This window comes from Microbulbifer harenosus, from assembly GCF_005771435.1.
In the GTDB taxonomy this organism is placed as follows: domain Bacteria; phylum Pseudomonadota; class Gammaproteobacteria; order Pseudomonadales; family Cellvibrionaceae; genus Microbulbifer; species Microbulbifer harenosus.
In genome coordinates this window covers 1-24,939 of sequence record NZ_VANI01000001.1, presented here as the reverse complement: position 1 = coordinate 24,939, position 24,939 = coordinate 1, and the positions used below count along the sequence as shown (strand labels likewise).

22 protein-coding genes, 1 other RNA gene and 1 pseudogene are annotated in these 24,939 nt (G+C 59.9%); 12 read left to right on the top strand and 12 right to left on the bottom strand.

All coding sequences use genetic code 11. The features are described from left to right. Positions 1 to 82 precede the first annotated feature (82 nt). From carB to dapB, 6 genes and pseudogenes are all read right to left on the bottom strand, one after another. The gene (gene carB, locus FDY93_RS00120; protein WP_138233717.1) at positions 83 to 3,313 is read right to left on the bottom strand and encodes a carbamoyl-phosphate synthase large subunit; all 3,231 of its coding nucleotides are present in this window, start codon (positions 3,311 to 3,313) and stop codon (positions 83 to 85) included. A gap of 121 nt (positions 3,314 to 3,434) precedes the next feature. Continuing rightward, positions 3,435 to 4,571, bottom strand: a complete 1,137-nt coding sequence (gene carA / locus FDY93_RS00115) for a glutamine-hydrolyzing carbamoyl-phosphate synthase small subunit (protein ID WP_138233904.1) — start codon at positions 4,569 to 4,571, stop codon at positions 3,435 to 3,437. A gap of 582 nt (positions 4,572 to 5,153) precedes the next feature. Beyond that, positions 5,154 to 5,777 (bottom strand): YfiR family protein, encoded by a 624-nt coding sequence (locus tag FDY93_RS00110; protein WP_246068396.1) that lies wholly within the window; start codon positions 5,775 to 5,777, stop codon positions 5,154 to 5,156. Between the two features lie 164 nt (positions 5,778 to 5,941). Then, positions 5,942 to 6,862 (bottom strand): 30S ribosomal protein S6--L-glutamate ligase, encoded by a 921-nt coding sequence (gene rimK, locus FDY93_RS00105; protein ID WP_240914358.1) that lies wholly within the window; start codon positions 6,860 to 6,862, stop codon positions 5,942 to 5,944. Positions 6,863 to 6,946: 84 nt separating this feature from the next. Continuing rightward, positions 6,947 to 7,348: pseudogene (locus FDY93_RS19670) on the bottom strand (ATP-dependent zinc protease family protein); the annotation flags it as partial. An 18-nt stretch (positions 7,349 to 7,366) separates the two neighbouring features. Further along, entirely contained in the window at positions 7,367 to 8,176 is an 810-nt protein-coding gene (dapB, locus tag FDY93_RS00100) for a 4-hydroxy-tetrahydrodipicolinate reductase (protein ID WP_138233715.1), read from the bottom strand. A 184-nt stretch (positions 8,177 to 8,360) separates the two neighbouring features. On the opposite strand from dapB, the gene FDY93_RS00095 reads away from it, so the two are divergent. Then, a complete protein-coding gene (locus tag FDY93_RS00095) occupies positions 8,361 to 8,804 on the top strand; it encodes a hypothetical protein (protein WP_138233714.1) in 444 nt (147 codons plus the stop codon). Positions 8,805 to 8,887: 83 nt separating this feature from the next. Here the strand turns inward: FDY93_RS00095 and dnaJ are convergent, their stop codons facing one another. From dnaJ to grpE, 3 genes are all read right to left on the bottom strand, one after another. Continuing rightward, positions 8,888 to 10,006: a molecular chaperone DnaJ gene (dnaJ, locus tag FDY93_RS00090; protein ID WP_138233713.1), complete on the bottom strand. Its 1,119-nt coding sequence runs from the start codon at positions 10,004 to 10,006 to the stop codon at positions 8,888 to 8,890. A 167-nt stretch (positions 10,007 to 10,173) separates the two neighbouring features. Beyond that, the gene (dnaK, locus tag FDY93_RS00085) at positions 10,174 to 12,117 is read right to left on the bottom strand and encodes a molecular chaperone DnaK (protein ID WP_138233712.1); all 1,944 of its coding nucleotides are present in this window, start codon (positions 12,115 to 12,117) and stop codon (positions 10,174 to 10,176) included. Positions 12,118 to 12,304: 187 nt separating this feature from the next. After that, on the bottom strand, positions 12,305 to 12,910 hold the full coding sequence (gene grpE / locus FDY93_RS00080; protein WP_138233711.1) for a nucleotide exchange factor GrpE: 606 nt from the start codon (positions 12,908 to 12,910) through the stop codon (positions 12,305 to 12,307). 318 nt (positions 12,911 to 13,228) lie between these two features. Between grpE and recN the strand changes: the two genes are divergently transcribed. Together recN and FDY93_RS00070 are read left to right on the top strand one after the other, a co-directional pair. After that, the gene (gene recN / locus FDY93_RS00075) at positions 13,229 to 14,881 is read left to right on the top strand and encodes a DNA repair protein RecN (RefSeq protein WP_138233710.1); all 1,653 of its coding nucleotides are present in this window, start codon (positions 13,229 to 13,231) and stop codon (positions 14,879 to 14,881) included. Positions 14,882 to 15,054: 173 nt separating this feature from the next. Then, positions 15,055 to 15,648 (top strand): 1-acyl-sn-glycerol-3-phosphate acyltransferase, encoded by a 594-nt coding sequence (locus FDY93_RS00070; RefSeq protein ID WP_138233709.1) that lies wholly within the window; start codon positions 15,055 to 15,057, stop codon positions 15,646 to 15,648. Positions 15,649 to 15,732: 84 nt separating this feature from the next. Here FDY93_RS00070 and fur read toward each other — a convergent pair whose 3' ends face one another. Beyond that, the gene (fur, locus tag FDY93_RS00065; protein ID WP_138233708.1) at positions 15,733 to 16,143 is read right to left on the bottom strand and encodes a ferric iron uptake transcriptional regulator; all 411 of its coding nucleotides are present in this window, start codon (positions 16,141 to 16,143) and stop codon (positions 15,733 to 15,735) included. A gap of 363 nt (positions 16,144 to 16,506) precedes the next feature. Here fur and FDY93_RS00060 point away from each other — a divergent pair, with 363 nt between their 5' ends. Beyond that, the gene (locus tag FDY93_RS00060; protein WP_138233707.1) at positions 16,507 to 16,851 is read left to right on the top strand and encodes an outer membrane protein assembly factor BamE; all 345 of its coding nucleotides are present in this window, start codon (positions 16,507 to 16,509) and stop codon (positions 16,849 to 16,851) included. A gap of 30 nt (positions 16,852 to 16,881) precedes the next feature. Here FDY93_RS00060 and FDY93_RS00055 read toward each other — a convergent pair whose 3' ends face one another. Continuing rightward, a complete protein-coding gene (locus FDY93_RS00055; protein ID WP_138233706.1) occupies positions 16,882 to 17,208 on the bottom strand; it encodes an RnfH family protein in 327 nt (108 codons plus the stop codon). Beyond that, positions 17,205 to 17,660 (bottom strand): type II toxin-antitoxin system RatA family toxin, encoded by a 456-nt coding sequence (locus tag FDY93_RS00050; protein WP_138233705.1) that lies wholly within the window; start codon positions 17,658 to 17,660, stop codon positions 17,205 to 17,207. The genes FDY93_RS00055 and FDY93_RS00050 overlap by 4 nt, the downstream gene beginning before the upstream one ends. 255 nt (positions 17,661 to 17,915) lie before the next feature. On the opposite strand from FDY93_RS00050, the gene FDY93_RS00045 reads away from it, so the two are divergent. From FDY93_RS00045 to FDY93_RS19890, 8 genes are all read left to right on the top strand, one after another. Further along, complete coding sequence (locus FDY93_RS00045) at positions 17,916 to 19,334, top strand: sodium-dependent transporter (protein ID WP_138233704.1); 1,419 nt, start codon at positions 17,916 to 17,918, stop codon at positions 19,332 to 19,334. A 46-nt stretch (positions 19,335 to 19,380) separates the two neighbouring features. Continuing rightward, positions 19,381 to 19,860 (top strand): SsrA-binding protein SmpB, encoded by a 480-nt coding sequence (smpB, locus tag FDY93_RS00040; protein WP_138233703.1) that lies wholly within the window; start codon positions 19,381 to 19,383, stop codon positions 19,858 to 19,860. Positions 19,861 to 19,991: 131 nt separating this feature from the next. Further along, on the top strand, positions 19,992 to 21,338 hold the full coding sequence (locus tag FDY93_RS00035) for a sodium-dependent transporter (protein WP_138233702.1): 1,347 nt from the start codon (positions 19,992 to 19,994) through the stop codon (positions 21,336 to 21,338). 48 nt (positions 21,339 to 21,386) lie between these two features. Further along, positions 21,387 to 22,778: a 23S rRNA (uracil(1939)-C(5))-methyltransferase RlmD gene (gene rlmD / locus FDY93_RS00030; RefSeq protein ID WP_138233701.1), complete on the top strand. Its 1,392-nt coding sequence runs from the start codon at positions 21,387 to 21,389 to the stop codon at positions 22,776 to 22,778. A 122-nt stretch (positions 22,779 to 22,900) separates the two neighbouring features. Next, positions 22,901 to 23,289: a transfer-messenger RNA gene (gene ssrA / locus FDY93_RS00025) on the top strand. Positions 23,290 to 23,662: 373 nt separating this feature from the next. Then, a complete protein-coding gene (locus FDY93_RS00015; RefSeq protein WP_138233699.1) occupies positions 23,663 to 23,965 on the top strand; it encodes a type II toxin-antitoxin system HigB family toxin in 303 nt (100 codons plus the stop codon). A gap of 17 nt (positions 23,966 to 23,982) precedes the next feature. Then, complete coding sequence (locus tag FDY93_RS00010) at positions 23,983 to 24,351, top strand: helix-turn-helix domain-containing protein (protein ID WP_138233698.1); 369 nt, start codon at positions 23,983 to 23,985, stop codon at positions 24,349 to 24,351. Then, entirely contained in the window at positions 24,344 to 24,739 is a 396-nt protein-coding gene (locus FDY93_RS19890; protein WP_421654322.1) for a TOTE conflict system archaeo-eukaryotic primase domain-containing protein, read from the top strand. Before FDY93_RS00010 ends, FDY93_RS19890 begins: the two co-directional genes overlap by 8 nt. Positions 24,740 to 24,939 lie beyond the last annotated feature (200 nt).

The window sequence follows — 24,939 nt, the reverse complement described above, 5'->3', positions numbered from 1 at the left end:
TAACGAAAAAGCTCTGCCATTAGGCAGAGCTTTTCGGTTTGTTCGCTCTTATGGCCACCGCAGTGGCCGTGGAGCAGGCCGATCAGTCTTGCAGGCGCACAACGCGCTGATGCAGTTCCTGCAGGCTGCGCACCTGGTGCGGTTCGGCAATCTGCATGGCCATGGCCATGGCTTTTGCCGCCGCGAGGGTGGTGGTGTAGCAGACCTGGTGATTCTCGGCGCTGCGGCGGATATCCGCGGAATCGCGAATGGCCAGGCGACCTTCGGTGGTGTTGACCACCAGCGCAATCTCGTCGTTCTTGATCATGTCGACGATATGCGGCCGGCCCTCGTTCATCTTGTTCACCGTTGTAACCGCAATGTCCGCTTCTTGCAAGACCTTGGCGGTACCGCGGGTAGCCACCAGCTCGAAGCCGAGCTTGGACATCTCGCGGGCCACTTCCACCACACCGGCCTTGTCCACATCCCGCACGGAGATGAACACCTTGCCAGACTCCGGCAGGTTGTCGCCCGCACCCAGCAGGGACTTGTCGAAGGCTTCGGCGAAGGTTTCGCCCACCCCCATCACCTCACCGGTGGATTTCATTTCCGGGCCGAGGATCGGGTCCACTTTCGGGAACTTGTTGAACGGGAATACCGACTCCTTGACGGAGTAGTAGTCCGGTACGATTTCCTTGGTGAAGCCCTGCTCCGCCAGGCTCACACCGGCCTGACAGCGCGCGGCGATTTTCGCCAGCGAGGTGCCGATGCACTTGGACACGAACGGCACGGTACGGGACGCGCGCGGGTTTACCTCGATCACGTAGATCTCGCCGTCCTGGTAGGCCAGCTGGGTGTTCATCAGGCCCACCACACCCAGTTCGCGGGCCATGGCTTTCACTTGCTCGCGCATCAGGTCCTGCACGTCCGCCGGCAGGCTGTAGGGCGGCAGGGAGCAGGCAGAGTCACCGGAGTGCACACCGCACTGCTCGATATGCTGCATGATCGCGCCGATCACCACGTCCTTGCCGTCGGACACCGCGTCGATATCCACTTCGATGGCGGAGTGCAGGAAGTGGTCCAGCAGCACCGGCGCATCGTCGGAAACCTGCACGGCTTCCTTCATGTAGGTTTTGAGTTCGTCTTCCTTGTAGACGATCTCCATGGCGCGGCCGCCCAACACGTAGGATGGGCGCACCACCAGCGGGTAGCCCACTTCCTTGGCTTTCTGGATGGCTTCGTACTCGGAGCGCACGATGGCGTTCTGCGGCTGCTTGAGACCGAGGCGCATGATCATCTGCTGGAAGCGCTCGCGGTCTTCCGCGCGGTCGATCTGCTCCGGGGTGGTACCGATGATCGGTACACCTTCGTTGGCCAGATAGCGCGCCAGGTTCAGCGGGGTCTGGCCGCCGAACTGCACGATCACACCTTCCGGCTTTTCCTTACGCACGATTTCCAGCACATCTTCCAGGGTTACCGGCTCGAAGTAGAGGCGGTCGGAGGTGTCGTAGTCGGTGGAAACCGTCTCCGGGTTACAGTTGACCATGATGGTCTCGTAACCGTCTTCGCGCATGGCGAGCGCCGCGTGCACACAGCAGTAATCGAACTCGATGCCCTGGCCGATGCGGTTGGGACCGCCGCCGAGCACCATGATTTTCTTCTTGTTGGACGGCTCCGCCTCGCACTCTTCATCGTAGGTGGAGTACATGTAGGCGGTGCCGGTGGCGAATTCCGCCGCACAGGTATCCACGCGCTTGTAGGACGGGAACACACCCAGCTTCTGGCGGAACTCGCGCACGGTTTTCTGGCTCACGCCCAGCAGGTCGGCGAGGCGCTTGTCGGAGAAACCCTTGCGCTTCAGGAAGCGCATGGTCTTGGCGTCGAGCGCGGAAGTCGGGATAGATTTCAGCGGCTCCTCGATATCCATCAGCTCCTTGATCTGCACCAGGAACCAGGGGTCGATGCCGGACAGCTCGTACACTTCGTCGATGCTCATGCCCATGCGGAAGGCATCGCCCACGTACCAGATGCGGTTGGCGCCGGCCACAGACAGCTCGCGGCGCAGGTGCTCCATGGAGCCCACTTCCGCCGGGTCGAGCTTCGGCTCGAAACCGAAGGAGCCCACTTCCAGACCGCGCAGGGCTTTCTGCAGGGACTCTTGGAAGTTGCGGCCGATGGCCATGACCTCACCCACGGATTTCATCTGGGTAGTCAGGCGCGCATCCGCTTCACCGAATTTCTCGAAGGTGAAGCGCGGAATCTTGGTCACGACGTAGTCGATGGACGGCTCGAAAGACGCCGGGGTCGCGCCACCGGTGATGTCGTTCTGCAGTTCGTCCAGGGTGTAACCCACCGCCAGCTTGGCCGCGACCTTGGCGATCGGGAAGCCGGTGGCCTTGGAGGCCAGCGCGGAGGAGCGGGACACCCGCGGGTTCATCTCGATCACCACCATGCGGCCGGTTTTCGGATCCATACCGAACTGCACGTTGGAGCCGCCGGTTTCCACGCCGATCTCGCGCAATACCGCGATGGACGCGTTGCGCATCAGCTGGTATTCCTTGTCGGTCAGGGTCTGCGCCGGAGCTACGGTGATGGAGTCACCGGTGTGTACGCCCATCGGGTCGAAGTTCTCGATGGAACACACGATGATGCAGTTGTCGTTTTTGTCGCGCACCACCTCCATCTCGTACTCTTTCCAGCCGAGCAGGGATTCGTCGATCAGCAGTTCGTTGGTGGGGGACAGGTCGAGACCGCGCTTGCAGATCTCTTCGAATTCCGGCCAGTTGTAGGCCACACCGCCACCGGAGCCGCCCATGGTAAAGGACGGGCGGATGATCACCGGGAAGCCGAACTCCTCAGGAACCTTCTTCGCCTCTTCCAGGCTGTGGACGATCTTGGCGCGCGGGGTCTCGAGGCCGATGGCCTTCATCGCCTTGTCGAACAGATCGCGGTCTTCCGCTTTTTCAATGGCGTTCTTGTCCGCACCGATCAGCTCACAGCCGAACTTTTCCAGCACACCGTGCTTGTCCAGCGCCAGCGCACAGTTCAGCGCGGTCTGGCCGCCCATGGTGGGCAGGATCGCGTCCGGGCGCTCTTTCTCGATGATCTTGGCAACCGTCTTCCACTCCACCGGCTCGATGTAGGTGGCGTCCGCCATGGCCGGGTCGGTCATGATGGTGGCGGGGTTGGAGTTCACCAGGATCACCCGGTAGCCCTCCTCGCGCAGGGCTTTACAGGCCTGGGCACCGGAGTAATCGAATTCACAGGCCTGACCGATGACGATGGGGCCTGCGCCGATGATCAGAATGCTTTGAATGTCTGTGCGTTTTGGCATCTTTCTTCCGTATCTAATCGGCCGTTATCCGGCGGATAAAATTCTGGTCTTGCTTGTAGGAGCCTGCCTGCAGGCGAACGGTTCGCTTGCAGGGCAAGCTCCTACAAAAGAGGAGCTTCGCTTAACGGCGCGCTTCCATCATCTCGATAAACTGGTCAAACAGCGGTGCCACATCGTGCGGGCCAGGGCTCGCTTCCGGGTGACCCTGGAAGCTGAACGCCGGTTTGTCCTTCAGGCGGATGCCTTGCAGGGTGCCGTCGAACAGGGACTTGTGAGTGATTTCCACATTCTCCGGCAGGGTGTTCGCATCCACTTCGAAGCCGTGGTTCTGCGCGGTGATCATCACCTTGGTGGAGTTCAGGTCCTGCACCGGGTGGTTGCCGCCGTGGTGGCCGAATTTCATCTTCGCGGTCTTGGCGCCCACGGCGAGGCCCAGCAGCTGATGGCCGAGGCAGATGCCGTAGGTGGGCAGGTCGGCATCGATGAATTCCTTGATCGCCGCAATCGCGTAGTCGCAGGGCTCGGGGTCGCCGGGGCCATTGGAGAGGAACACGCCGTTCGGGTTCATCGCCAATACCTCAGATGCCGGAGTCTCGGCAGGCACCACGGTGATGCTGCAGCCGCGGTCCACCAGCATGCGCAGGATGTTGCGCTTCACGCCGAAATCGTAAGCCACGACCTTGTAGGGCTGCGCGGCCGGCGCCGGCTTGTGGCCCTGACCCAGTTCCCAGGTACCTTCGTTGAAGTCGTATTTCTCCTTGGTGGAGACGACCTTGGCCAGGTCCATACCCTTGAGGCCGGCGAACGCCTGCGCCTGTTTCAGGGCATCGGCTTCGTCAATGTTGTCACCGGTGACGATGCAACCGCTCTGGGCGCCCTTGTCGCGCAGGATCCGGGTCAGGCGGCGGGTGTCGATATCGGCGATACCGACGATATTGCGCGCCTTGAGGTAGTCCTCCAGCGACTGCTCACTGCGGAAGCTGGAAGCCAGCAGCGGCAGGTCGCGGATCACCAGACCGGCGGCCCAGATTTCTGACGCTTCCTCATCTTCGCTGTTGGTACCGGTGTTACCGATATGGGGGTAGGTCAGGGTAACGATCTGACGGGCGTAGGACGGGTCCGTCAGGATCTCCTGGTATCCGGTCATGGAGGTATTGAAAACTACCTCACCGACCGTTGCGCCTTCGGCGCCAATGGCGCGACCGCGAAAGACACTGCCATCGGCAAGCACCAGCAGGGCCGGGGTGGTGCTGGGCATCAGGGATTCCGGCGTGAGAACGGCGTTGTTCAAATCAATCTCCAATCGTCAGAACGGCTTCCGGGCGGGGTGAGAGGGCGCAGCCGGGACGGCGACGCCAGTGGCAGTTTCAGCTGCAACTTTTTACCGGAAGCCTTTTATAAAAAAGCGAGATGAAACGGCTGCTTCATCTCGCTTTTTTATAAAGTTATTCACGGGCGCTCGCTGTGGCTTTCACCTGGGCTCTCACTGTGTGGCCGGCATCCAGGGAATGCGTGTCTGGAGGGCGAAATTCCGCCACAGCCGGCACTTTATCTGGCAGGAAAGCCACGGGCTCAGCGTCCTTATCCGCTAAAAGCAGAACCTGTTTCTGGCGCGAGCGACTGCTGTGGGGCCTTTCCAAGCCGGGCGCAGATTCTACGGGAAAACACCTTTTACCGCCAGTACAAATTTACGCCATAGACGCCGGAACCACGGGCGCCGATGCAGCCTAATTCGAGACGGAATACGGGGAGGAAATCGGCGGGCCCGAGGGGTAATGCTGTTCACTTAGCAAAATATCGGGCGAAGGTGGCGATGCGGCGTGGCTAGGGGAATGCCTGGTCAGTTTATCTCACGGCTCAGACGGAACAGGCTGTTGCCCATTTTCAGTTCCGCGCGGTCGAGCCGGGTCTTATTCAGCTGCAGGGCCAGGTTGGCACCGCTGCCTGCAAACTCCACCATGCCCCCGAGGTTGGCAAAGCGGCGGACGTCGCTGACGGTCAGCACCGGGAAAAACTCCAGCGCGCCCACTGCCTGGGCCAGACGCTCGGCGCCCATATCCCCCATCACAACGATCTGGCAGCGGCGCGCGCGCAGCATTTCGCCATCGTTGACCCGCTCCAGCGAGGCCATACGCCCCTGGATGCGGTGGTGGTGAAGCCTGGCAGTGAGTGGCGCGACCAGCTCGTTTTCCCCCATCACGCAGATACGGAAGGGAGCGCTGGCGCCGTTGAATACATCGATGGGCCACTGCAGGTGGTGAGCGAAATGGACAATGTAGTCCACCATCACCTTGCGTCCGAGATCAGTGTCGGAGAGCTGCTCGGCGTGGGCCCCGGCCGGCAGTTGGGGCAGCAGGAAAAGAAACAGCATCAACCCCGCGCTAAGCCGGGCAAATGGCAATGCCACCCTCCGGGCTTCCGATGCGTCAGCGTGTGGCTTGCGGGGAGAGGCGGCTTTGTACATCTTCTGGGTCACCGGGGCACTGGATTCGCCCCGGCGAAACAAAAGTCCACATGCGGGGCACCCCCAAATGGCACGGGGGCACCCCAAAGATTAGTACCGACAGCGTCTGCCCACCAATGAAGAGCAGCAGCCGCGCGCCAGAATTCCCGCGGACTGGAGGCGCCTTATTCGTCCTCGAAAGTGGTGGCGCCAGCGATGGTCGGGCGCCATTTGAGTGCGCGCTCGATCGCCATGATCATATTGCCGGCCACATCCTTGCGGGTGGCGCTCTCGATCCCCTCGAGACCTGGCGATGAATTCACTTCCAGCAACAGGGGGCCCTTTTTGGAGCGAATGATATCCACACCGGCCACCTTCAATCCCAGCACTTTGGCGGCCTTGATGGCCAGCTTGCGCTCTTCCGCACTGATTTTGACCACCGACGCGGTGCCGCCCTGATGAATATTGGCGCGGAACTCCCCCGGTGCCGCCTCCCGCTGGATCGCCGCCACCACCTTGCCGTCGATGACAAACAGACGCAGGTCCTTGCCCTGCGCCTCGCGGATAAACTCCTGCACCAGCAGGTTCACCTTCAGGGACTTGAACGCGTTGATCACCGACTCTCCCGCCTTGCGGGTTTCCGCCAAGACCACACCGCGGCCCTGGGTGCCCTCGAGCAGCTTTACGATCAGCGGCGCGCCACCGACCATTTCGATCAACTCGTTGGTGTCCATGGGTGAATTGGCGAAACCGGAAATCGGAATACTCAACCCGCCCTCCTGCAGCAACTGCAGGGAAAACAGCTTGTCGCGGGACTGACTGATAGCCGCGGAGCCGTTCAGAGCGAACACCCCGATGCTCTCGAAGTGGCGCGTTAGCGCGCAGCCATAGAAGGTCTGGCTCGGGCGGATGCGTGGAATCACCGCATCCAGATTGTTGAGGATACGGCCGTCGCGGTAGTGCACTTCCGGCTCGGTGGAATCGAGCTTCATGTAGCACTGGCGGATATTCAGGAAGGTCATGCGGTGGCCGCGCTCGGCGCCCGCTTCCATGATCCGCTGGTTGCTGTAGAGGTCCGGATTGGACGCCAGCAGGCCGATGCGCAGGCCGGTGCCCGCCATGTGGTGCTCGTCGTGGTAGTACTCTTCCAGCTGGCTGGGCGGCATTTCGCCGAGGCAAAAACTTTCCGACGGGTCCACCAGCATGCGCCCCATCATCGCCTCGCGGCCGAGCAGCATGCGGTAACCCATGGAGTCGCGATTGGTCAGCGTCAGCTCGATATCCCACACGCTGCCGCCAATGCTGATCGCGGTCTTGATCACCAGGCGCTTTTCCGCATCGCCGGAGGAGCTGCGCACCGTGCGCTTGTCCAGCACCCTCGCCTCGCAGCGCACCCGCGGACGGCGCAGGTTCTGCAGCGGGTGCGCCTCAAAGCTCACCCAGGGCTCGCCACCGCGGTTGAACGGCTGGATATTGTAGGCGTGCAGGCACGAGGTTTTGGCGCCAGAGTCAACCCGCGCTTTGATCGCGGGAATGCCCAACCCCGGAAAGGCGCACCATTCCTCGCTGCCGACGATGATTTTCTTTTCCAAACAAACGACTCCAAAAATTTATTTGAGCGCGAGCACGTCGCGCATGTCGTAGCGACCGGCATCTCGATCCGTCAACCAGATCGCTGCGCGCACCGCACCACGGGCAAAAGCCAGACGGCTGCTGGCCTTGTGGGTAATTTCAATACGCTCGCCGTCGGCAAAGAAGGACACGGTGTGCTCACCGACCACATCGCCGCCGCGCACGGTGGCAAAGCCGATGGTTTCCCGGTCGCGCGCGCCGGTCTGCCCCTCGCGGCCGTACACCGCCACCTTGGCAAGATCGCGGCCAAGGGTGTCCGCAATCACCTCCCCCATGCTGAGCGCAGTACCGGACGGCGCGTCCACCTTGTGGCGGTGATGGGCTTCGACGATTTCGATATCCACGTCGTCGCCCAGCACCCGGGCCGCAGTTTCCAGTAAGTTAAAGCACAGATTCACGCCGGTGGAAAAATTGGTGGCGAAACACAGTGGGGTTTTGTCGCCGGCACTCAGCATCTGCGCCTTCTGCGCGGGGTCGAAGCCGGTGGTCCCGATGACGATGGCCTTGCCGTGCTGCGCGCAGTAAGCCGCGTTGTCGAGGGTGGCGAGAGGCGACGTGAAGTCGATCAGCACATCAAATGTCGCCTGCTCCAGACTGTCGACGATTGCCAGACCGCTGCGCCCGAGACCGGCCACCTCGCCGGCATCCGCACCCACCAGGCTCGATCCCGGGCGCACTACTGCGCCGCTGAGCCTGGCTTTGCCCGCCAGTTCCGCCAGCGCCACGGCTTCCGCCAGCACACGCCCCATGCGGCCACCAAATCCTGTGATCGCTATGTTCACTGCCATGTTCAATCTCCTTCCCGCCGGCCTTGAAAGGCGCGGATTCTACCCCGGTTTCTGTTGCGGGCAATACCGCAGCGCACACCCCTGCTGACCATTGAACATATCAGAGTACTGACCGGGCAGTACGTCTTGCGGCGCGCCATTCCTCTACTAGGCTTTAAATAGTCCGTCGATTGGAGTGCCAGTCATGTCCCCCGAATCCCGCGATCCATTCTGGTCGTCCCTGTCCGCCGCCCTCTTCGCCCTGCTGTTGTTCACTGTGGTGTCCACCGGCAAGGCCGTGGATACCTCCGGCCTGGGTGCCGACTTCTGGGAAAAATACGACGACATCACGGATTGGGCCACCCTGCGCCTGCAACTCACGCCGGAGCAGGAGGAAAAGGCTCTGCCCCTGCTGCAGGAAAGTTTCGAGAAGAAACTCGCCATTCTCAAGGAATACGGATTCGACAAAGGCGTAATGCCTGAACTCACGGCCGATCAAAAGAAGGAGCTGGTCGCAAAGATTCTCGCCGCTCGCGCTGCCACCCGCGCAGGGATGGCCAGCATTCTGAATCCCCAACAGCTGGAAGAGTTGAAAAAAATCCAGCAGGAATTCCATGAAGAATTCCAGCGCCGTCTGGCGGAGCACTGATACCCGGCGCCGGCTGTCGCAAAGCAAAAAAGCCCGGGCATTTCGGCCCGGGCTTTTTCTGGTGCGAGTCAGATGAATGAAGATCAGAGCTTCATATCACCAAAGAAGTTCTTCACCCCTTCAAACCAACCGGTCTGACGCGGGGAGTTTTTCTTTTCGCTCAGAGTGCCGGCAAATTCCTCCAGCAGCTCTTTCTGTTTGGTGGAGAGGTTGATCGGGGTTTCCACCACTACGCGGCACAGCAGGTCGCCGGGGGCGCCGCCGCGCACCGGAGTTACACCCTTGCCGCGCAGGCGGAACAGTTTGCCGGTCTGGCTCTCCGCCGGGATTTTCAGTTTGACCTTGCCATCCAGTGTCGGCACTTCCATCTCGCCGCCGAGTGCGGCGGTCACGAAGCTGATGGGCACTTCGCAGTAGAGGTTCTTGCCGTCGCGCTGGAACAGCTCATGCTCCTTCACCATCACCTGTACATACAGGTCGCCCGCGGGTCCACCGTCCGGCCCGGCTTCACCCTCGCCGGCAAGACGGATACGGTCGCCGGTATCCACACCCGGTGGCACCTTGACCGACAGGGTCTTGGTTTCCTCAACGCGACCGCGACCGTGACAGCTGGTACAGGGGTCGGTGATCACGGTGCCGCGACCGCGACAGTTGGGGCAGGTCTGCTGCACCGAGAAGAAGCCCTGCTGCATGCGCACCTGGCCGGCGCCGCCACAGGTACCACAGGTTTGCGGCTTGGAGCCGGCCTTGGCGCCGGAGCCGTGGCAGGTGCCACAGTTGGCCAGCGTCGGCACACGGATCTTGACGGTGGTGCCGCGCACCGCGTCCTCCAGATCCAGCTCCAGGTCATAGCGCAGGTCGGAACCGCGCTGGGGTCCGCGACGGCCGCCACCGGCGCCGCCAAAGATATCGCCGAACACGTCACCGAAAATATCGGAGAATCCACCGAAACCACCGCCACCGTGGCCCGCCTGGCCATCGACACCGGCATGACCAAACTGGTCGTAGGCCGCCTTCTTCTGCGGGTCAGACAGAATTTCGTAGGCCTCGTTGGCCTCCTTGAATTTATTCTCCGCCTCTTTGTCATCGGGGTTGCGGTCCGGGTGATATTTCATCGCCACCCGGCGGTAAGCCTTTTTCAGCTCCTTTTCATCCGCCCCTTTGCTGACGCCGAGGACTTCGTAGTAATCGCGTTTGGACATAGCTCTGTGTGTTCTTTTTAAAACTGCATAAGGCGCGGGAGTTCAGGTAAACCCCCGCGCCTTCTATGTTCCCCTGTAGGAGCCTGCTTGCAGGCGAAGGAAGCTCGCCTTTGGCGAGATTCGCCTGCAAGCAGGCTCCTACATCTAGGGTTAAAGCGGTAAGTTAATTACTTACCGTCTTTCTTGTCGTCTTTGACTTCTTCGAACTCAGCGTCCACTGCGTCGTCGCCACCGGACTTACCACCGGAGCTGGCCTGCTCCGCCTGCTGTGCGGCGGCGTCCTGGGCCTGGGCCTGTTCGGCGTAGAGTTTCTGCGCCAGGGAGCCGGAGGCTTCGGTCAGTTTGGTGGTAGCGGCTTCGATCGCGGCCTTGTCGTTGCCTTTTACCGCTTCCTCTGCATCCGCCAGGGCGGCGTCGATCGCGGCTCTCTCTTCACCGGTCGCCTTGTCACCGGCTTCGTCCACGGTCTTGCGGGTGGCGGAGATCAGGCCGTCGAGCGTGTTGCGGGCCTGCACCAGCTCCTCGAACTGCTTGTCCGCTTCGGCGTTGGCCTCGGCGTCGCGCACCATTTTTTCGATTTCCTCGTCAGACAGACCGGAAGAGGCCTTAATGACGATGGACTGTTCCTTGCCGGTGGCCTTGTCTTTGGCGTGCACGTGCAGGATACCGTTGGCATCGATATCGAAGGTCACTTCGATCTGCGGCATACCGCGCGGCGCCGGCGGGATGTCGGCCAGGTCGAAACGACCCAGGGATTTGTTCTGTGCCGCCTGCTTGCGCTCACCCTGCACCACGTGAATGGTCACGGCGGTCTGGTTGTCGTCGGCGGTGGAGAACACCTGGGACTTCTTGGTCGGGATGGTGGTGTTCTTCTCGATCAGCGGGGTAGCCACACCGCCCATGGTTTCGATGCCCAGGGTCAGCGGGGTCACGTCCAGCAGCAGTACGTCTTTCACATCTCCGCCCAGAACCGCGCCCTGGATTGCTGCACCCACGGCCACGGCTTCGTCCGGGTTCACGTCCTTGCGCGGCTCTTTGCCGAAAAACTCGGTCACCTTCTGCTGCACCAGCGGCATACGGGTCTGGCCGCCCACCAGGATCACTTCGTCGATCTTGCCGGTGGTCATGTCCGCGTCCTGCAGCGCGATTTTTACCGGCTCCAGGGAGCGCGCCACCAGGTCTTCCACCAGGCTCTCGAGCTTGGCGCGGGTCAGTTTCACCACAAGGTGCTTCGGACCGGTGGCGTCTGCGGTGATGTACGGCAGGTTCACTTCGGTCTGCTGGCTGGAGGACAGCTCGATCTTGGCTTTCTCGGCCGCTTCTTTCAGGCGCTGCATGGCCAGGGGATCGCCCTTCAGGTCGATGCCCTGCTCTTTCTTGAACTGCTCTGCCAGGTAGTCGATCAGGCGCAGATCGAAGTCTTCACCACCGAGGAAGGTGTCACCGTTGGTGGACAGCACTTCAAACTGCATTTCGCCGTCGACGTCGGCAATTTCAATGATGGAGATATCGAAGGTACCGCCACCCAGGTCGTATACCGCGATGGTGCGGTCGCCGCCCTTCTTGTCCAGGCCGTAGGCCAGCGCAGCCGCGGTGGGCTCGTTGATGATGCGCTTGACGTCGAGACCGGCGATGCGGCCGGCGTCTTTGGTGGCCTGGCGCTGGGAGTCGTTGAAGTAGGCCGGCACGGTGATTACCGCAGCGTCCACTTTCTCACCGAGGAAGTCTTCCGCGGTTTTCTTCATCTTTTTCAGAACTTCGGCAGAGATCTGCGGCGGGGCTTTCTTGTCGCCCTTCACTTGCACCCAGGCGTCGCCGTTGTCGGCTTCAACGATGGAGTAAGGCACCATCTTGATGTCTTTCTGGACGACGTCGTCCTTGAACTTGCGGCCGATCAGACGCTTCACCGCGAACAGGGTGTTGGTCGGGTTGGTCACCGCCTGACGCTTGGCGGACTGGCCTACCAGCACCTCGTTGTCGTCGGTAAACGCAACGATGGACGGGGTGGTGCGATCGCCTTCAGCGTTCTCGATAACACGTGCCTTGTCGCCATCCAGTACCGCTACACAGCTGTTGGTGGTACCCAGGTCGATGCCGATGATTTTTCCCATTGATCTGTATCCTCACTTTGCTGCGCGCGCCGTTTTCTGTTCAGCGCCGCGCTTTTGTATTCGGTTGCCTGCTTATATTGGTGCCGCCGTTTCGTTTTCAAGGGCGGTTCCCGCAATTCCGCGGCACAAGGATGTGCCGCCGCGGACGTCTTTTCTGCTATTCATGAATGAATTGCAGAAAACTTAACTAAGGTGCTTTCGAAACTACGACCATGGCCGGGCGCAGCAGGCGGCCGTGCAGGCGGTAGCCTTTCTGGAACACGTCGAGCACAGTGTTAGGCTCCACGTCGCCATTCGGTACCTGGGTCATGGCCTGGTGCAGTGCCGGGTCGAAAGGTTCACCCGCGGGGTCCACCACTTCCACCCCGTGCTTGCCGAGGGTGTCGAGGAAGGACTTGCGGGTCAGTTCGATCCCTTCGATCACCGCCTTATTGGCCTCCTGCTCGCTGTCGATGGTGGACAGGGCGCGGTCCAGATTGTCGACCACCGGCAGCAGCTCCTTGAGCAGCCTCTCGACACCGAACTTATGTGCCTTTTCCACATCCTGCTCGGCGCGGCGGCGGGCATTCTGCACCTCGGCCTGGGCGCGCAGCACCATATCCTTGTGTTCGGCCAGTTGCTGGTGCAGGGAGGCGATCTCAATCTCCTGTGCACTCTCTACCGCCAGCTCTTCCTGCAGAACCTCCTCCGCCGCATGCTGCTGATCCGCGGTGGGAGTTTCTACTTCAGCGGCGTGCTCGCCGGTGTCGATATTCTGTTCGTCCTGTTGGTCTTCGCTGCGCTCTTTGGCCACTGCTGTCTCCGTCTGTACTCGTCGGCTTGCTGCCAGTTGGGTCAAAATCGGTAAAACGCCGGCGAACGCCGGCAATGCAGGCGTATATGGGGACGTTCCCACGCACTTCAAGCGCTGCCGCACACCTTCTCACCGACATCCCATGACCTTTTCCTTGGCATCCATCGGAAAGGCAGCTGCCAGATTAGGGTGGCACGGCGCTCACCGCGAAAATAAGACGAAAAATAATTGCCTCGCAATCCGCGCCCGGGGTGATTGAAAGTTTGTCGAAAAATACTGTATAAACAACCACTACTAACAACCACCAAGCGCGATCCCATGTTGCTGCATCTGTCCATCAGTCAGTTCACCCTGGTCGACCAGCTGGAGCTGGAGTTCGGCCCCGGCACAAGCACCCTGACGGGCGAAACCGGCGCCGGTAAGTCCATTACGCTCGACGCCCTCGGCCTCGCCCTCGGCGACCGCGGCAATGCCGAGCTGGTGCGCGCCGGCGCCAGCCGTGCCGACATTCACGCCACCTTCGATATCAGCAACCACCAGGACGCCCGCGACTGGCTGGAGGAGCAGGAACTGGACGCCGGGCGCGAGGTGATCCTGCGCCGCACCATCGGTGCCGACGGCCGCTCCCGCGCCTATATCAACGGCCAGCCGGTAACCCTGCTGCAGCTGCGCGCCCTCGGCGAGCAGCTGATCGACATCCACAGCCAGCACGAGCACCAGTCGCTGCTGAAGAAGGAAACCCATCGCCGCCTGCTGGACGAATACGCCCACGCCGAGGCGCAGAGCGCCGAAGTGCGCATTCACTTCAAAACCTGGCAGGACCAGTACCGCCGCTACCGCAAACTTGCCGACAGCGCCGAGGAGACCCAGGCGCGCCGCGACCTGCTGGAATACCAGTTGCAGGAACTGGAGCAGCTGGACCTCAAACAGTACGAACTGGACGAACTGGAAAGCGAGCAGCGCCAGCTGGCCAATGCGGGCGATATCCTGAACGGCAGCTATCAGCTGGCCGCGCTGCTGAACGGCGGCGAGGGCGATATCGCCGAGCAGCTGCACCGCGCCCTGCATCTGGTCAGCGCCATGCCGGAACAGACCCAGGCGCTGATGGACGTGGCGCAGATGCTCGACAGCGCGCGCATCCAAGTGGACGAGGCCGCCAGCACCCTGTCGCGGCATATCGACCGCTTTGAAATGGACCCCGAGCGGCTGGCGGAAGTGGAAGAGCGCCTCTCCGCCATCTACTCCCTCGCGCGCAAGCACCGGGTGCAGCCAGACCAGCTGCCGGAAGTGCAGCAACAGTGGCAACAGGAACTGGACGAGATCGGCGCACCGGATGCGCTGGACAAGCTGGCCGCAGACTGTGAGCGGCTGGAAAAAGCCTTCCGCACCAGCGCCGGCAAGCTCAGCAAACTGCGCGCGGCCGCGGCGAAAACGCTTGCCGATGCGATCAATACCCAACTGGCGGATCTGGCCATGCCTCACGCGCGCGTGGAGCTGGCACTGGTTGAACTGGAGAAGCCTACCGCCACCGGTCTCGAGGAAGTGGAAATCCTGATCGCCACCAACCCCGGCCAACCGGCGCGTGCACTGGGCAAAATTGCCTCCGGCGGCGAACTGTCGCGGGTCAGCCTGGCAATCCAGGTGGTCACCGCGCAGACCTCCCGCACCCCCACGCTGGTGTTCGACGAAGTGGACGTGGGTATCGGCGGCGCCACCGGCGATGTGGTGGGCAGACTGCTGCGTCAGTTGGGTGAACGCGGCCAGGTGATCTGCGTGACGCATCTGGCGCAGGTGGCCGCCCGCGCCCACCGCCAGTACCTGGTGGAAAAACACAGCGATGGCGCCGCTGCGTTTGTCGCCCTGCGGGAGCTGCAGGACGGCGAGCGCAGCGCCGAGATCGCGCGCATGCTCGGCGGCGAGGCCACGCCGCAGTCATTGGCCCACGCGGAAGAAATGCTGAGCCGGGCCTGAGCAAAGATCATCACCCACACTTCATTTGCAGACCCGATCAGTCACAGAAAGTCGGCCCGGATTTCCCGCCCGGGCCGAAATTGACCGAAAGCGGCGCTTAATTCACTTTATACTGCCGCGCCCTTTGCACAGGGTTCCAAACTAAACTGTCGGGCAAAGAACTCGGTCACATCATGCAGACAACCATTTTCAACACCCCCATTCTTACCCCCTGCCTGCGCCTGCTTGCGCGCGGACTTTTGAAACTGCACGGCTGGAAAGTCGTGGCCGACGAGAGCGCACTCAAGCTGAAGAAGTACGTGCTGCTGGCGGCACCGCACACTTCCAACTGGGATGGCTACTTTTTTATTCTTGCGGCACTGAAGCTGAAGGTGAATCCGCAGTGGATGGGTAAGGACAAGTTATTCAAATTCCCCCTCGGCCCGACCATGCGCTGGTTCGGCGGCATTGCCGTGGATCGCAGCAAGGCCAACAACCTGGTGGAGGCCACCGTCAATCAGTACAAAGCGCGGCAGGAACTGGTGATCGCTATACCGCCGGAGGGCACCCGCGGCAAGGCCGAGCGCTGGAAGACCGGCTTCTATCACATAGCCCGCGGTGCAGCGGTACCCGTGGTGTGCGGGTTTATCGACTTCGCAAAGAAAGAAGCAGGTCTTGGGCCGGTGATGGAAATGGGCGAGAACCTGGCAAAAGAGCTGGCGCGCTTTGGCAGCTTCTATGCCACCAAGGTGGGCAGATATCCGGAACACTATACGGCGCCGGTGTGACCGACGCCTCTATCCGAAAGCCCGACGCTGCCGGCGTCGAAACAAAAAAAGGGAGCCGACTGGCTCCCTTTTTCATGCTCGGGCTCAGCTGCCCTTTTTCTTTACATACAGCACCAGGCTGTGGCCGGTGAGTTCGTAACCGTGCTCCTCGGCAATCTGGTGCTGCAGTTCTTCAATCTTCTCGTTGTGGAACTCGATCACCTCGCCGGTATCGGTGCACACCATGTGATCGTGGTGGTCGCCGCGGTCCAGCTCAAATACCGAGTGGCCGCCGTCGAAATTGTGGCGCATGACCAGACCTGCACTCTCGAACTGGGTCAGCACCCGGTAAACCGTGGCCAGACCAACATCTTCGCCGGCATCCAGCAACATTTTGTACACATCCTCAGCACTCAGATGCTGGTCACTGGCACCCTCCAGCAGCTGCAGAATTTTGACGCGCGGCAGTGTGACCTTGAGGCCAGCCTTACGCAGTTCCTGATTTTCGTTCAACATGAGTAATACTTTCCGGATGTGTGCTCGTAATCGCTATGTCGTAATCATGCGCACGCCTGTCGGCAGGCGCGCAGTTCGGGTATTATCCACACCCAGTGCGCCCAGCGGAACCCCAAACCGGGTTTCGGTCCGGCGTTGCCCAAAATGACTGAATCCTGCGCGCTCCGGAATAAGTAAATACCCACTTACAGCCAGCGATGCGCGCGCGGACTGCGGGAAAGTGGTGCTATTGCCAGCTTTCTGATCGCCCCGGGGGAACTTTGCCGGCACACTGGCGACTATTCTCATGTCCCATGGCCGGACCGGCAACCGTTCGCGCCAGTGACAATTCGGAACCCAATAAAAATCCAGATGGAGCAATCAATGCCATCCGTTGTACGAATCCTGCTGATCGCTGGCGTCTGTAGCCTCGCTACCGCCTGCAGCCTGTTCAAGTTTCCCGGTGTGCACCGTATTCAGGTCCAGCAGGGCAATATCGTCACCCAGGAAATGGTGGACCAACTCAAACCGGGCATGACCCGGCGCCAGGTGCGCTTCGTGCTGGGCACCCCTCTGGTGGAAGATACCTTCAACCCCAATCGCTGGGATTACATCAATCGCGTCCGCGACCCCGATGGCGACGAGTCCCAGAAACGCTTTACGGTCTATTTCAACGGCGACCAGTTGATCGAGACCAGCGGCGACTGGCAGCCCGCCGGCTGGCCCTGATCAAAACCCCCACCGCCAGGCAAGCGGAGCTCAATCGCCCGCGGCCTGACGCTTGGCCTTCTCCGCCCGCTGCTTGCGCGCCTCTTTGGGGTCCGCAATCAGCGGGCGATACACCTCCACCCGGTCTCCCGGCTGCAGCACGTACTCGGAAGCCACCGCCAGCCCCTTGGTACCGAGCGCCTGGCCAAAGATCCCAAGCTTGGCGGTTGCCGGGTCCACCTCAGGATACTCCCGCGGGATTCCCGAAAGCTCCAGCGCTTTCAACGCCGTGGTTCCCGGCTCCACCAGCAGACTGATCAATCGCTGTTCGTGCGGGAGCGCATACACCACTTCAACCGCGATGGTTTTCTGGCTCATGGCTTCTCTCCATAAGAGTTCTCGCTATAAATCTTGCCGGCGCGTTCGCACATGGCATCCACCATCTGGTTGGCGATTCCCCCAAACAGTTTTCCCACCGCCGCGCCCAACAGCCGATTGCTGACCTCAAATTCCAGTGTGAAGGCCACTTTGCAGGCATTTTCCGCCAGCGGCGTGAAAGTCCAGCAGCCATTGAAGCTGCTGAACGGGCCATCTACCAGCGTCAACGTCATGCGCTCCGGGCGGTGCAGCTCATTGCGGGTCACAAAGCTCTGAGTGATCCCTGCGCGGGCGAGGTCCAGCCGCGCCTCCAGGGTATGTTCGTCCTGGTGGAGCACTTCCGCGCCCCGGCAGCCGGGTAAGAACTGTGGATAACTGGCCACATCATTTACCAGATCAAACATCTGCCCGGCACTGAACATGACCAGTGCACTGCGTTCTATTTTCGTCATTGATCAATACTTACTCATTGCTCAAATATTGTCCCTGGAGGCGTTTCTTTGCCTATTCTCTGCTGGGTAGGGCGTTTTTCGCTCGCGACGCTACTCAAGGCGGATAAATCCTGCAACAATCGGCTCCCATCCGCGCAGCTGAAATCTCGAAGCAAATGCGTGCTTGGGCTTTCGCTGCGGAAGAGTGCGCGCCATAAGACCGGTAACCGGCGGCAATCAAACAGACGACAAGAATAACAGGCAAGCGAGAAATCTATGTCCGCAGCACGAGAGCATTTTGGATCCCGTATTGGTTTCATCCTGGCCGCCGCAGGCTCCGCGGTCGGGATCGGTAATCTGGTGGCGTTCCCGGTAGCGGCAACTAAAAGCGGCGGTGGCGCCTTCCTGCTGGTGTACGCGCTGTTTGTATTTCTGATCTGTCTGCCGGTGATGATGGCGGAACTGGCGCTGGGTCGCAAAACAGAAAAAGATCCGGTGGGCGCCTATCGGCAGCTTTCGGGCAGCGCAAGGCTGTGGCATATCCCGGGATGGCTGGCCCTGATTACCCCGTTCATGATTGCGGTTTTCTATATGGTGGTCACCGTATGGGTGCTCGGCTATATGGTGGAGATTTTCAAGGGCAACCTTACCAGGCTTGCCACCGAGGCCTATTTCGGTGAGTTCATCAACTCCAAAGCGGTGTTCATCTACCTGATCGTATTGATGGCGATTATCAATGGGGTGCTGTCCCTGGGCGTAAAGGATGGTATCGAGCGCGCCGCCAAGACCCTGATGCCAATTCTGTTCGTCATGCTGGTGGCACTCGTGCTGTTCGTGCTCACCCAGAAAAATGCCTTTGTGGGTGTGAACTACTATCTGATTCCGGATTTCGCCAAGATCAATGCGGAAGTCGTCAGCAAAGCCATGGCCCAGGCGTTTTTCTCCCTGTCGCTGGGGATGGGCATCATGATCACCTACGGCTCTTACATGAAAAAGCAAGACTCGATTCCGGGTTCCGCCAAGGCCGTCGCCCTCACCGATACGCTGGTGGCTTTTACCGCCGGCCTGCTGATTCTGCCGAGCATTTTCCACTTCAACCCGCAGATTGACCCGGCAACCCTGAGCGACTCCTCCGCCGGCATGATTTTCCTGTTCCTGCCGAAGATTTTCCTGTCGCTGCAGAGCACCATCGGTTACTTTGGCGCCAGCGCCGTCGCTGCGGCGTTTTTCTTCCTGGTGTTCGTCGCCGCCCTGACCTCTCTGGTTTCCATCATCGAGGTCCCCATTGCCACCCTGCGCGATGAGCGCGGCATGAGCCGCAAGAAAGCCATTACCACTCTGGCGGTTGTACAGTTCATCCTTGCCGTACTGTGCGCCATGTCGTTCGGTATGGCGGACTGGTTGACCCACTTCGTGCAGATCGCCGGGAGCGATAAATCCTTCTTCGATCTGGTAGAAATCCTGTTTTACGATACCATTCTGCCCCTCAACGGCCTGCTGGTGTGTATCTTCGTGATCTACAAGTGGAAGCGGGCCAATTTCGACCAGGAACTGACCGTGGGTGACAGCGGGTTTGCCGGCACCCTATCGCAGAAGTACGTGAACTTTGCGCTCGGTACCTTCATTCCTGTAATTCTGCTGCTGATCTTCATCAACACCGTTGCCCTGAAGTTCTTCGGCACCAGCTTTATTTAAAGCCGGTTGTTTAAAGACAAAGCCCGACAAGGCGCAAGTTGTATCCATGGCAAAAAAGAAGAAAGCCCCGACTTCCAACACCATCGCTCTGAACAAGAAGGCCAAGCACGACTATTTCATCGAGGAAAAGTTTGAGGCGGGCCTGGAGTTGCAGGGTTGGGAAGTCAAAGCCTGCCGCGAAGGCAAGGCCCAGCTCACCGACAGCTACGTCCTGTTCAAAGATGGCCAGGCGTGGCTGCTGGGCGCCCGCATCCAGCCGCTGATCAGCGCCTCCACCCACTATGTGACCGAGCCGGACCGCACCCGCCGGCTGCTGTTGAACCGCAAGGAAATCGCCAAACTGATGGCGTCCGTGGAGCAGAAGGGTTACACCTGCGTGTGCACGGCACTCTACTGGAAAAAGCATCTGATCAAATGCGAGATCGCGCTGGCCAAAGGTAAAGCCCTGCACGACAAGCGCGATACCGAGAAAGAGCGCGACTGGAACCGCGAGAAGCAGCGCCTGATGCGCCACGATCATCGCTGATCCCGCGCAATGTTTTGATTACCTCGTTGTAGGAGCCTGCTTGCAGGCGAACAACACCAGGTTCGCCTGCAAGCAGGCTCCTACAGGCAAACCCTCACCACCGGCTTAGAAAAATAACAACGAGATTTACCATGAGTGCACCACGAGGACAGTTCAGCTCCAACTTCGGCTTCCTGATGGCCGCCGCCGGCTCCGCAGTCGGCCTCGGCAACATCTGGGGTTTCCCCACCAACGTCGCCTCCAACGGCGGCGCCGCGTTCGTGGTGGTATACCTGCTAATGGCCTTCATGCTCGCCTACCCGGTACTAATGGCGGAACTCACCATCGGCCGGCATGCGCGGCGCAACATGGTGCAGGCCCTGCGCGGCATCGCCACCGGCCCCGCGACCCGCGCCGTGGGCACCGCCGCTGGTCTCGGGGGTATTGTTGTCGCCTCACTGATCCTCAGTTTCTACGCCATTGTGGCCGGATGGATGGTGGCGCACCTCGCGGATCCGTTCGCGCAATTGGTTGGCGCCAGCGAGACCGCGCAGTGGCTCACCGGCGACAGCGCCGCGCGCAACTTCACCTTCACCGCCATCTTCAGCGGCCTCACCATGCTGATCATTGCCAGTGGTGTGGAAAAAGGTATCGAGCGCTGGTCCACACTGCTGATGCCGGCACTCATCATTCTGCTGCTGATTCTGATCGCCTACGTCCTTGCCCAGCCCGGCGCGCTGATGGGACTTGAAGCCTACCTGATCCCCGATTTCGGCAAGCTTTCCCCACAGCTGCTGCTGTCCGCCATGGGCCAGGCGTTCTTCTCCCTGTCATTGGGTGTGGGCACCATGTTGATCTATGGCTCCTACCTCAGCCGGCAAGAGAGTCTGCCGCGCCTGGGAGCGCTAGTGACCCTGATCGACGTGGGCATCGCATTTACCGCCGGCCTGTTGATCCTGCCCGCCATGTACGTGGCGCAGGAAGCCGGCACCCAGATCTTTGCCGAGACCGGTGAGCTGATTGCAGGCCCGGGACTGATCCTGCAGGTTCTGCCCGCGCTGTTCGACACCATGGGCACCAGCGGCCTGTTCGTGGCCATCGCCTTCTTTGCGCTGATGGTGATCGCCTCCCTCACCTCATCCATTTCCATGCTGGAAGTGCCGGTGGCCTTCTGCATTGAAAGCCTGGGGCTCAAGCGCAAGCCGGCCACCCTGCTGATGGGGGCCATCATTTTTGGCATCAGCAGCCTGATTATCTTCAATTTCGAGACACTGTTCGGCCTAGTCGTGTCCGTCAGCACCGAGTACGGACAGCCGCTGCTGGGCGTCGTCCTGTGTGTGTTTGCCGGCTGGATCTGGCGCAAAGACCAGCTGCTGGAAGAACTGAAGAAAGGTCACGAGGACATCGAGCAAACCCTGTTCTGGAAACTCTGGCCCTGGTACGTGCGCATCGCCTGCCCGGTGCTGATTCTGGCAGCGTTTGTCCAGTCCATACTGTAATCACCAATCGGGGCCGCAGACCGCGGCCCCGCGCTTTTGTGCTCCCCCATGCGTTTCAAGAAATCATCACCGCCACCGAAAAAAAGCCACCCGGGCAGCAGTCGCAACACCGACCGCCCGCGCCCCAATCCCCGGGAAACACTGGAAATCGACATCGAACAGCTGAGCCACGAGGTGCGCGGCATCGCCCGCTACCGCGGCAAAACCCTGTTTGTGGACAACGCACTGCCCGGGGAAAAGGTCAAAGCCCGCATAACCGCGAGCCGCGCCAAGTTCGACGAAGCGGTGGCCATTGAAATTCTGGAACCAGCAGCGATCCGGCAAACCCCGCCCTGCCCGCACGCGGCAGAATGCGGCGGCTGCTCCCTGCAACACATGGCGCCGCAAGCGCAGATCGAGGCCAAACAGCAGATCCTGCTCGACCAGCTGCAGCGCTTCGGCAAAGCCGCGCCAGAGGAAGTCCTGCCACCGCTCACCGGACCCGACCTCGGCTACCGCAGCAAGGCCCGCCTCGGCGTGCGCTACGTAAAACCCAAATCCGGCGGCAAGCCCGAGCTGGTCTTCGGATTCCGCGAGAAAGGCTCCAACAACCTGACCGATATCAGTCAGTGCCTGGTATTGCCGGAGGCATTTTCCGCGCTGATCCCCGAACTGAAACAGCTGGTGGAGCGCTGCAACACCCGCCGCCACATCTCCCACATCGAAGTTGCCATCGGCGAGGACACCACCGCGCTGGTAGTGCGCCACCTGCAACCACTGACCAATGAAGACCGCAGCCTGTGGCTCACCTTTGCGCAAGTGCACGATCTGCACCTGTACTTCCAGCCCGGCGAAGAGGCCCACAAGGCATGGCCCGAAGCGGGCCCCGAGCGTCTCGCCTACGCGCTGCCGGAATTCGGCCTGACCCTACAGTTCCATCCCCAGGACTTCATCCAGGTCAATTTCGGCATCAACCGAAAAATGGTGCACACCGCCATCGAGCTGCTGGACATCCAGCCCAAAGACCGCGTGCTGGACCTCTTCTGCGGTCTCGGCAACTTCACCCTGCCCATCGCCACCCGCGCGCGCGAAGTGGTGGGTGTAGAGGGCATCCTAGAGCTGACCCGCCGCGGTCAGGAAAATGCCACCGCCAACGGTCTCGCCAACATCCAGTTCCAGGCCGCCGACCTCACCGCCGACTTCACCCGCAGCCCCTGGGCCCGCGGCGGCTTCGACAAAATCCTGCTGGACCCGCCGCGCACCGGTGCGCTGGAAGTGGTGCGCAATATCGGCCACTTCAACGCCAGCCGCATCGTCTACGTCTCCTGCAACCCCGCCACCCTGGCGCGGGACGCTGCGGAACTTATCCAGCGCGGCTACCGTCTTAGTAAGGCAGGCGTAATGGACATGTTCCCCCACACTACCCATGTGGAATCCATCGCTCTGTTTGAACGGCAGTAACCGGACGGTCACTAAATTTCCATCCCACCCTATGGTGGGCCATGACCTTCAGGTATACTCGCCGCCACGCAAATGCGTTTCGTACGAGGCTGTTTCAATGCAGCCGCACTGACACAGTTTCCGGGGATGACTTGGATTCGACGCCGGTAACGAAACCATGGGTGCATGCCGTGATGGTAGCGAATCACGTAAATCCAAAGCTGCATTTTATTAGTTGCCAACGACGACAACTACGGTGCCCAACTGGCTGCGTAAGCGGCCCGTGACGCACTACTAAGGGTTCGCCCCTTAGCGGCCTTCAGTAAGGTTCCAGTACCGCGCTGCAGGCTGTCATACAGAACTGGATCGTCCTGAAGCGTACCTGACGCGGATGGCCTAAAACTTCTTCAGGTTCGCTCTCCACGTCCTGCCCGCTGGGCTGTAGAGAGCTAAATCAATAGGCGGAACTAAGCATGTAGAGCCTCTGGCAGAGTGCTGACGGACGCGGGTTCGACTCCCGCCATCTCCACCATCTTGTAAATAGCCCTAATGAGCCCTCGCCAGCCATTAGGGCTTTTTATTAACCCGCAACTTTACTATCAGGAAATTAGGGCTGATGCGGGCAATTGCGTACTAACCAACCTTCAAACAGCTTCAAACGTACTCCTTCTCAAGCAACTGGCCTCATACTCCGGCACATCTTCTCGCCTGTACCTCACTTGACCACACAGCTTCACGTAAATCGGACCTATACCCTCAGAACACCAACGCTCCAGTGTCGCTTCACTAAGCCGCCAACGATTACATAGCTCTCTTTGCGTCATAAGTGCTTGATATTCAATCATATTTGATTCTCTAGCATATTTCAGTTGAAGCAGTCCCATATTGGGACTACCATTGATTTCATGAGACTCATTGCCCTATCGACACTGAAAGCTTTCTGGGAAGAGAACCCAGAGTACATGGATGCTAAAGAGCCAACGCTCGCTTGGTATCGGCATGCCTTAGCAGCCGACTGGAACGCACCAGCTGATGTAAAGCAGGACTTCAGAAATGCCAGCATCCTCAAAGATGGGCGAGTGATTTTCAATATTGCAGGCAACAAGTACCGTTTGGTCGTATGGATCAACTATGCCTATCGCGTGGTCTACATCCGGTTCATCGGCACCCATGCGCAATACGACAAAATTGATGTACAAACTATTTAATTGCCGGAGGAAATACTATGGACATCAAACCGATCAAAACTGATGCCGACTACCGAGCGGCATTAAAAGAAATTAACAGCCTGATGATGGCAGGCCCTGACACTCCCGAAGGTGAAAAGCTAGATGTAATGGTCACGCTTATCGAAGCTTATGAGGCCAAGCATTTCCCTATGGAACTGCCCGATCCTGTTGAAGCCATCAAGTTCGAAATGGAACGTAAAGGTTTAACAGTAAAAGACCTCGAGCCTATGATTGGTAAGAGTAATCGAGTCTATGAGATCCTTAATCACAAACGCTCACTCACACTAAAAATGATCTGGAAGCTGCATGAGGGGTTGGGCATTCCAGCTGAATCCTTGATCAAACCACCTCAAGCTCATGCTTAATACTGATGAATTTCAAAACACAGCCGAGATTGATGCTCGGTTAGTCGAGCTTGAACAGGAGAAAAAGCAGCTTCTAGCTCTCAGAGAGCAACTACAGCAACCCTCACCAAATACATCAGACTCGCCCCTATATTCACCAGAACAAAAGATTGCCATCTTCAGAGGGTTGTTTCGGGGCCGAAACGATATTTTTGCTAACCGCTGGCAAAACAAGCAAGGTCGCAGTGGTTACTCTGTTGCCTGCAATAACGAGTGGGCACAAGGAATCTGTCACAAGCCACGCATCAAATGCCAGGACTGCAATCATCGTCAGTTTACAGAGTTGAATGACAAAATCATTTATCGCCACTTAACCGTATGCGTACGGCCAGAGAGCGGAACCTGCTAAAGCAGAGCAATCCGGTGATCACGACCCACCTGATGCCAGGGTAGCCCGATCACCAACGCCTGCAGCTGCTCCGCTGTCAGGGCAACCCGCTCGCCTTGCCAAGGCTTCCCCCTGTGTCAGGATAGATGTCGCGCTCACTTTCCAACCAATAGTGTATCAGGGGGCGGTCATAGAGTGAGCAATGCCGCGATACAACGAGG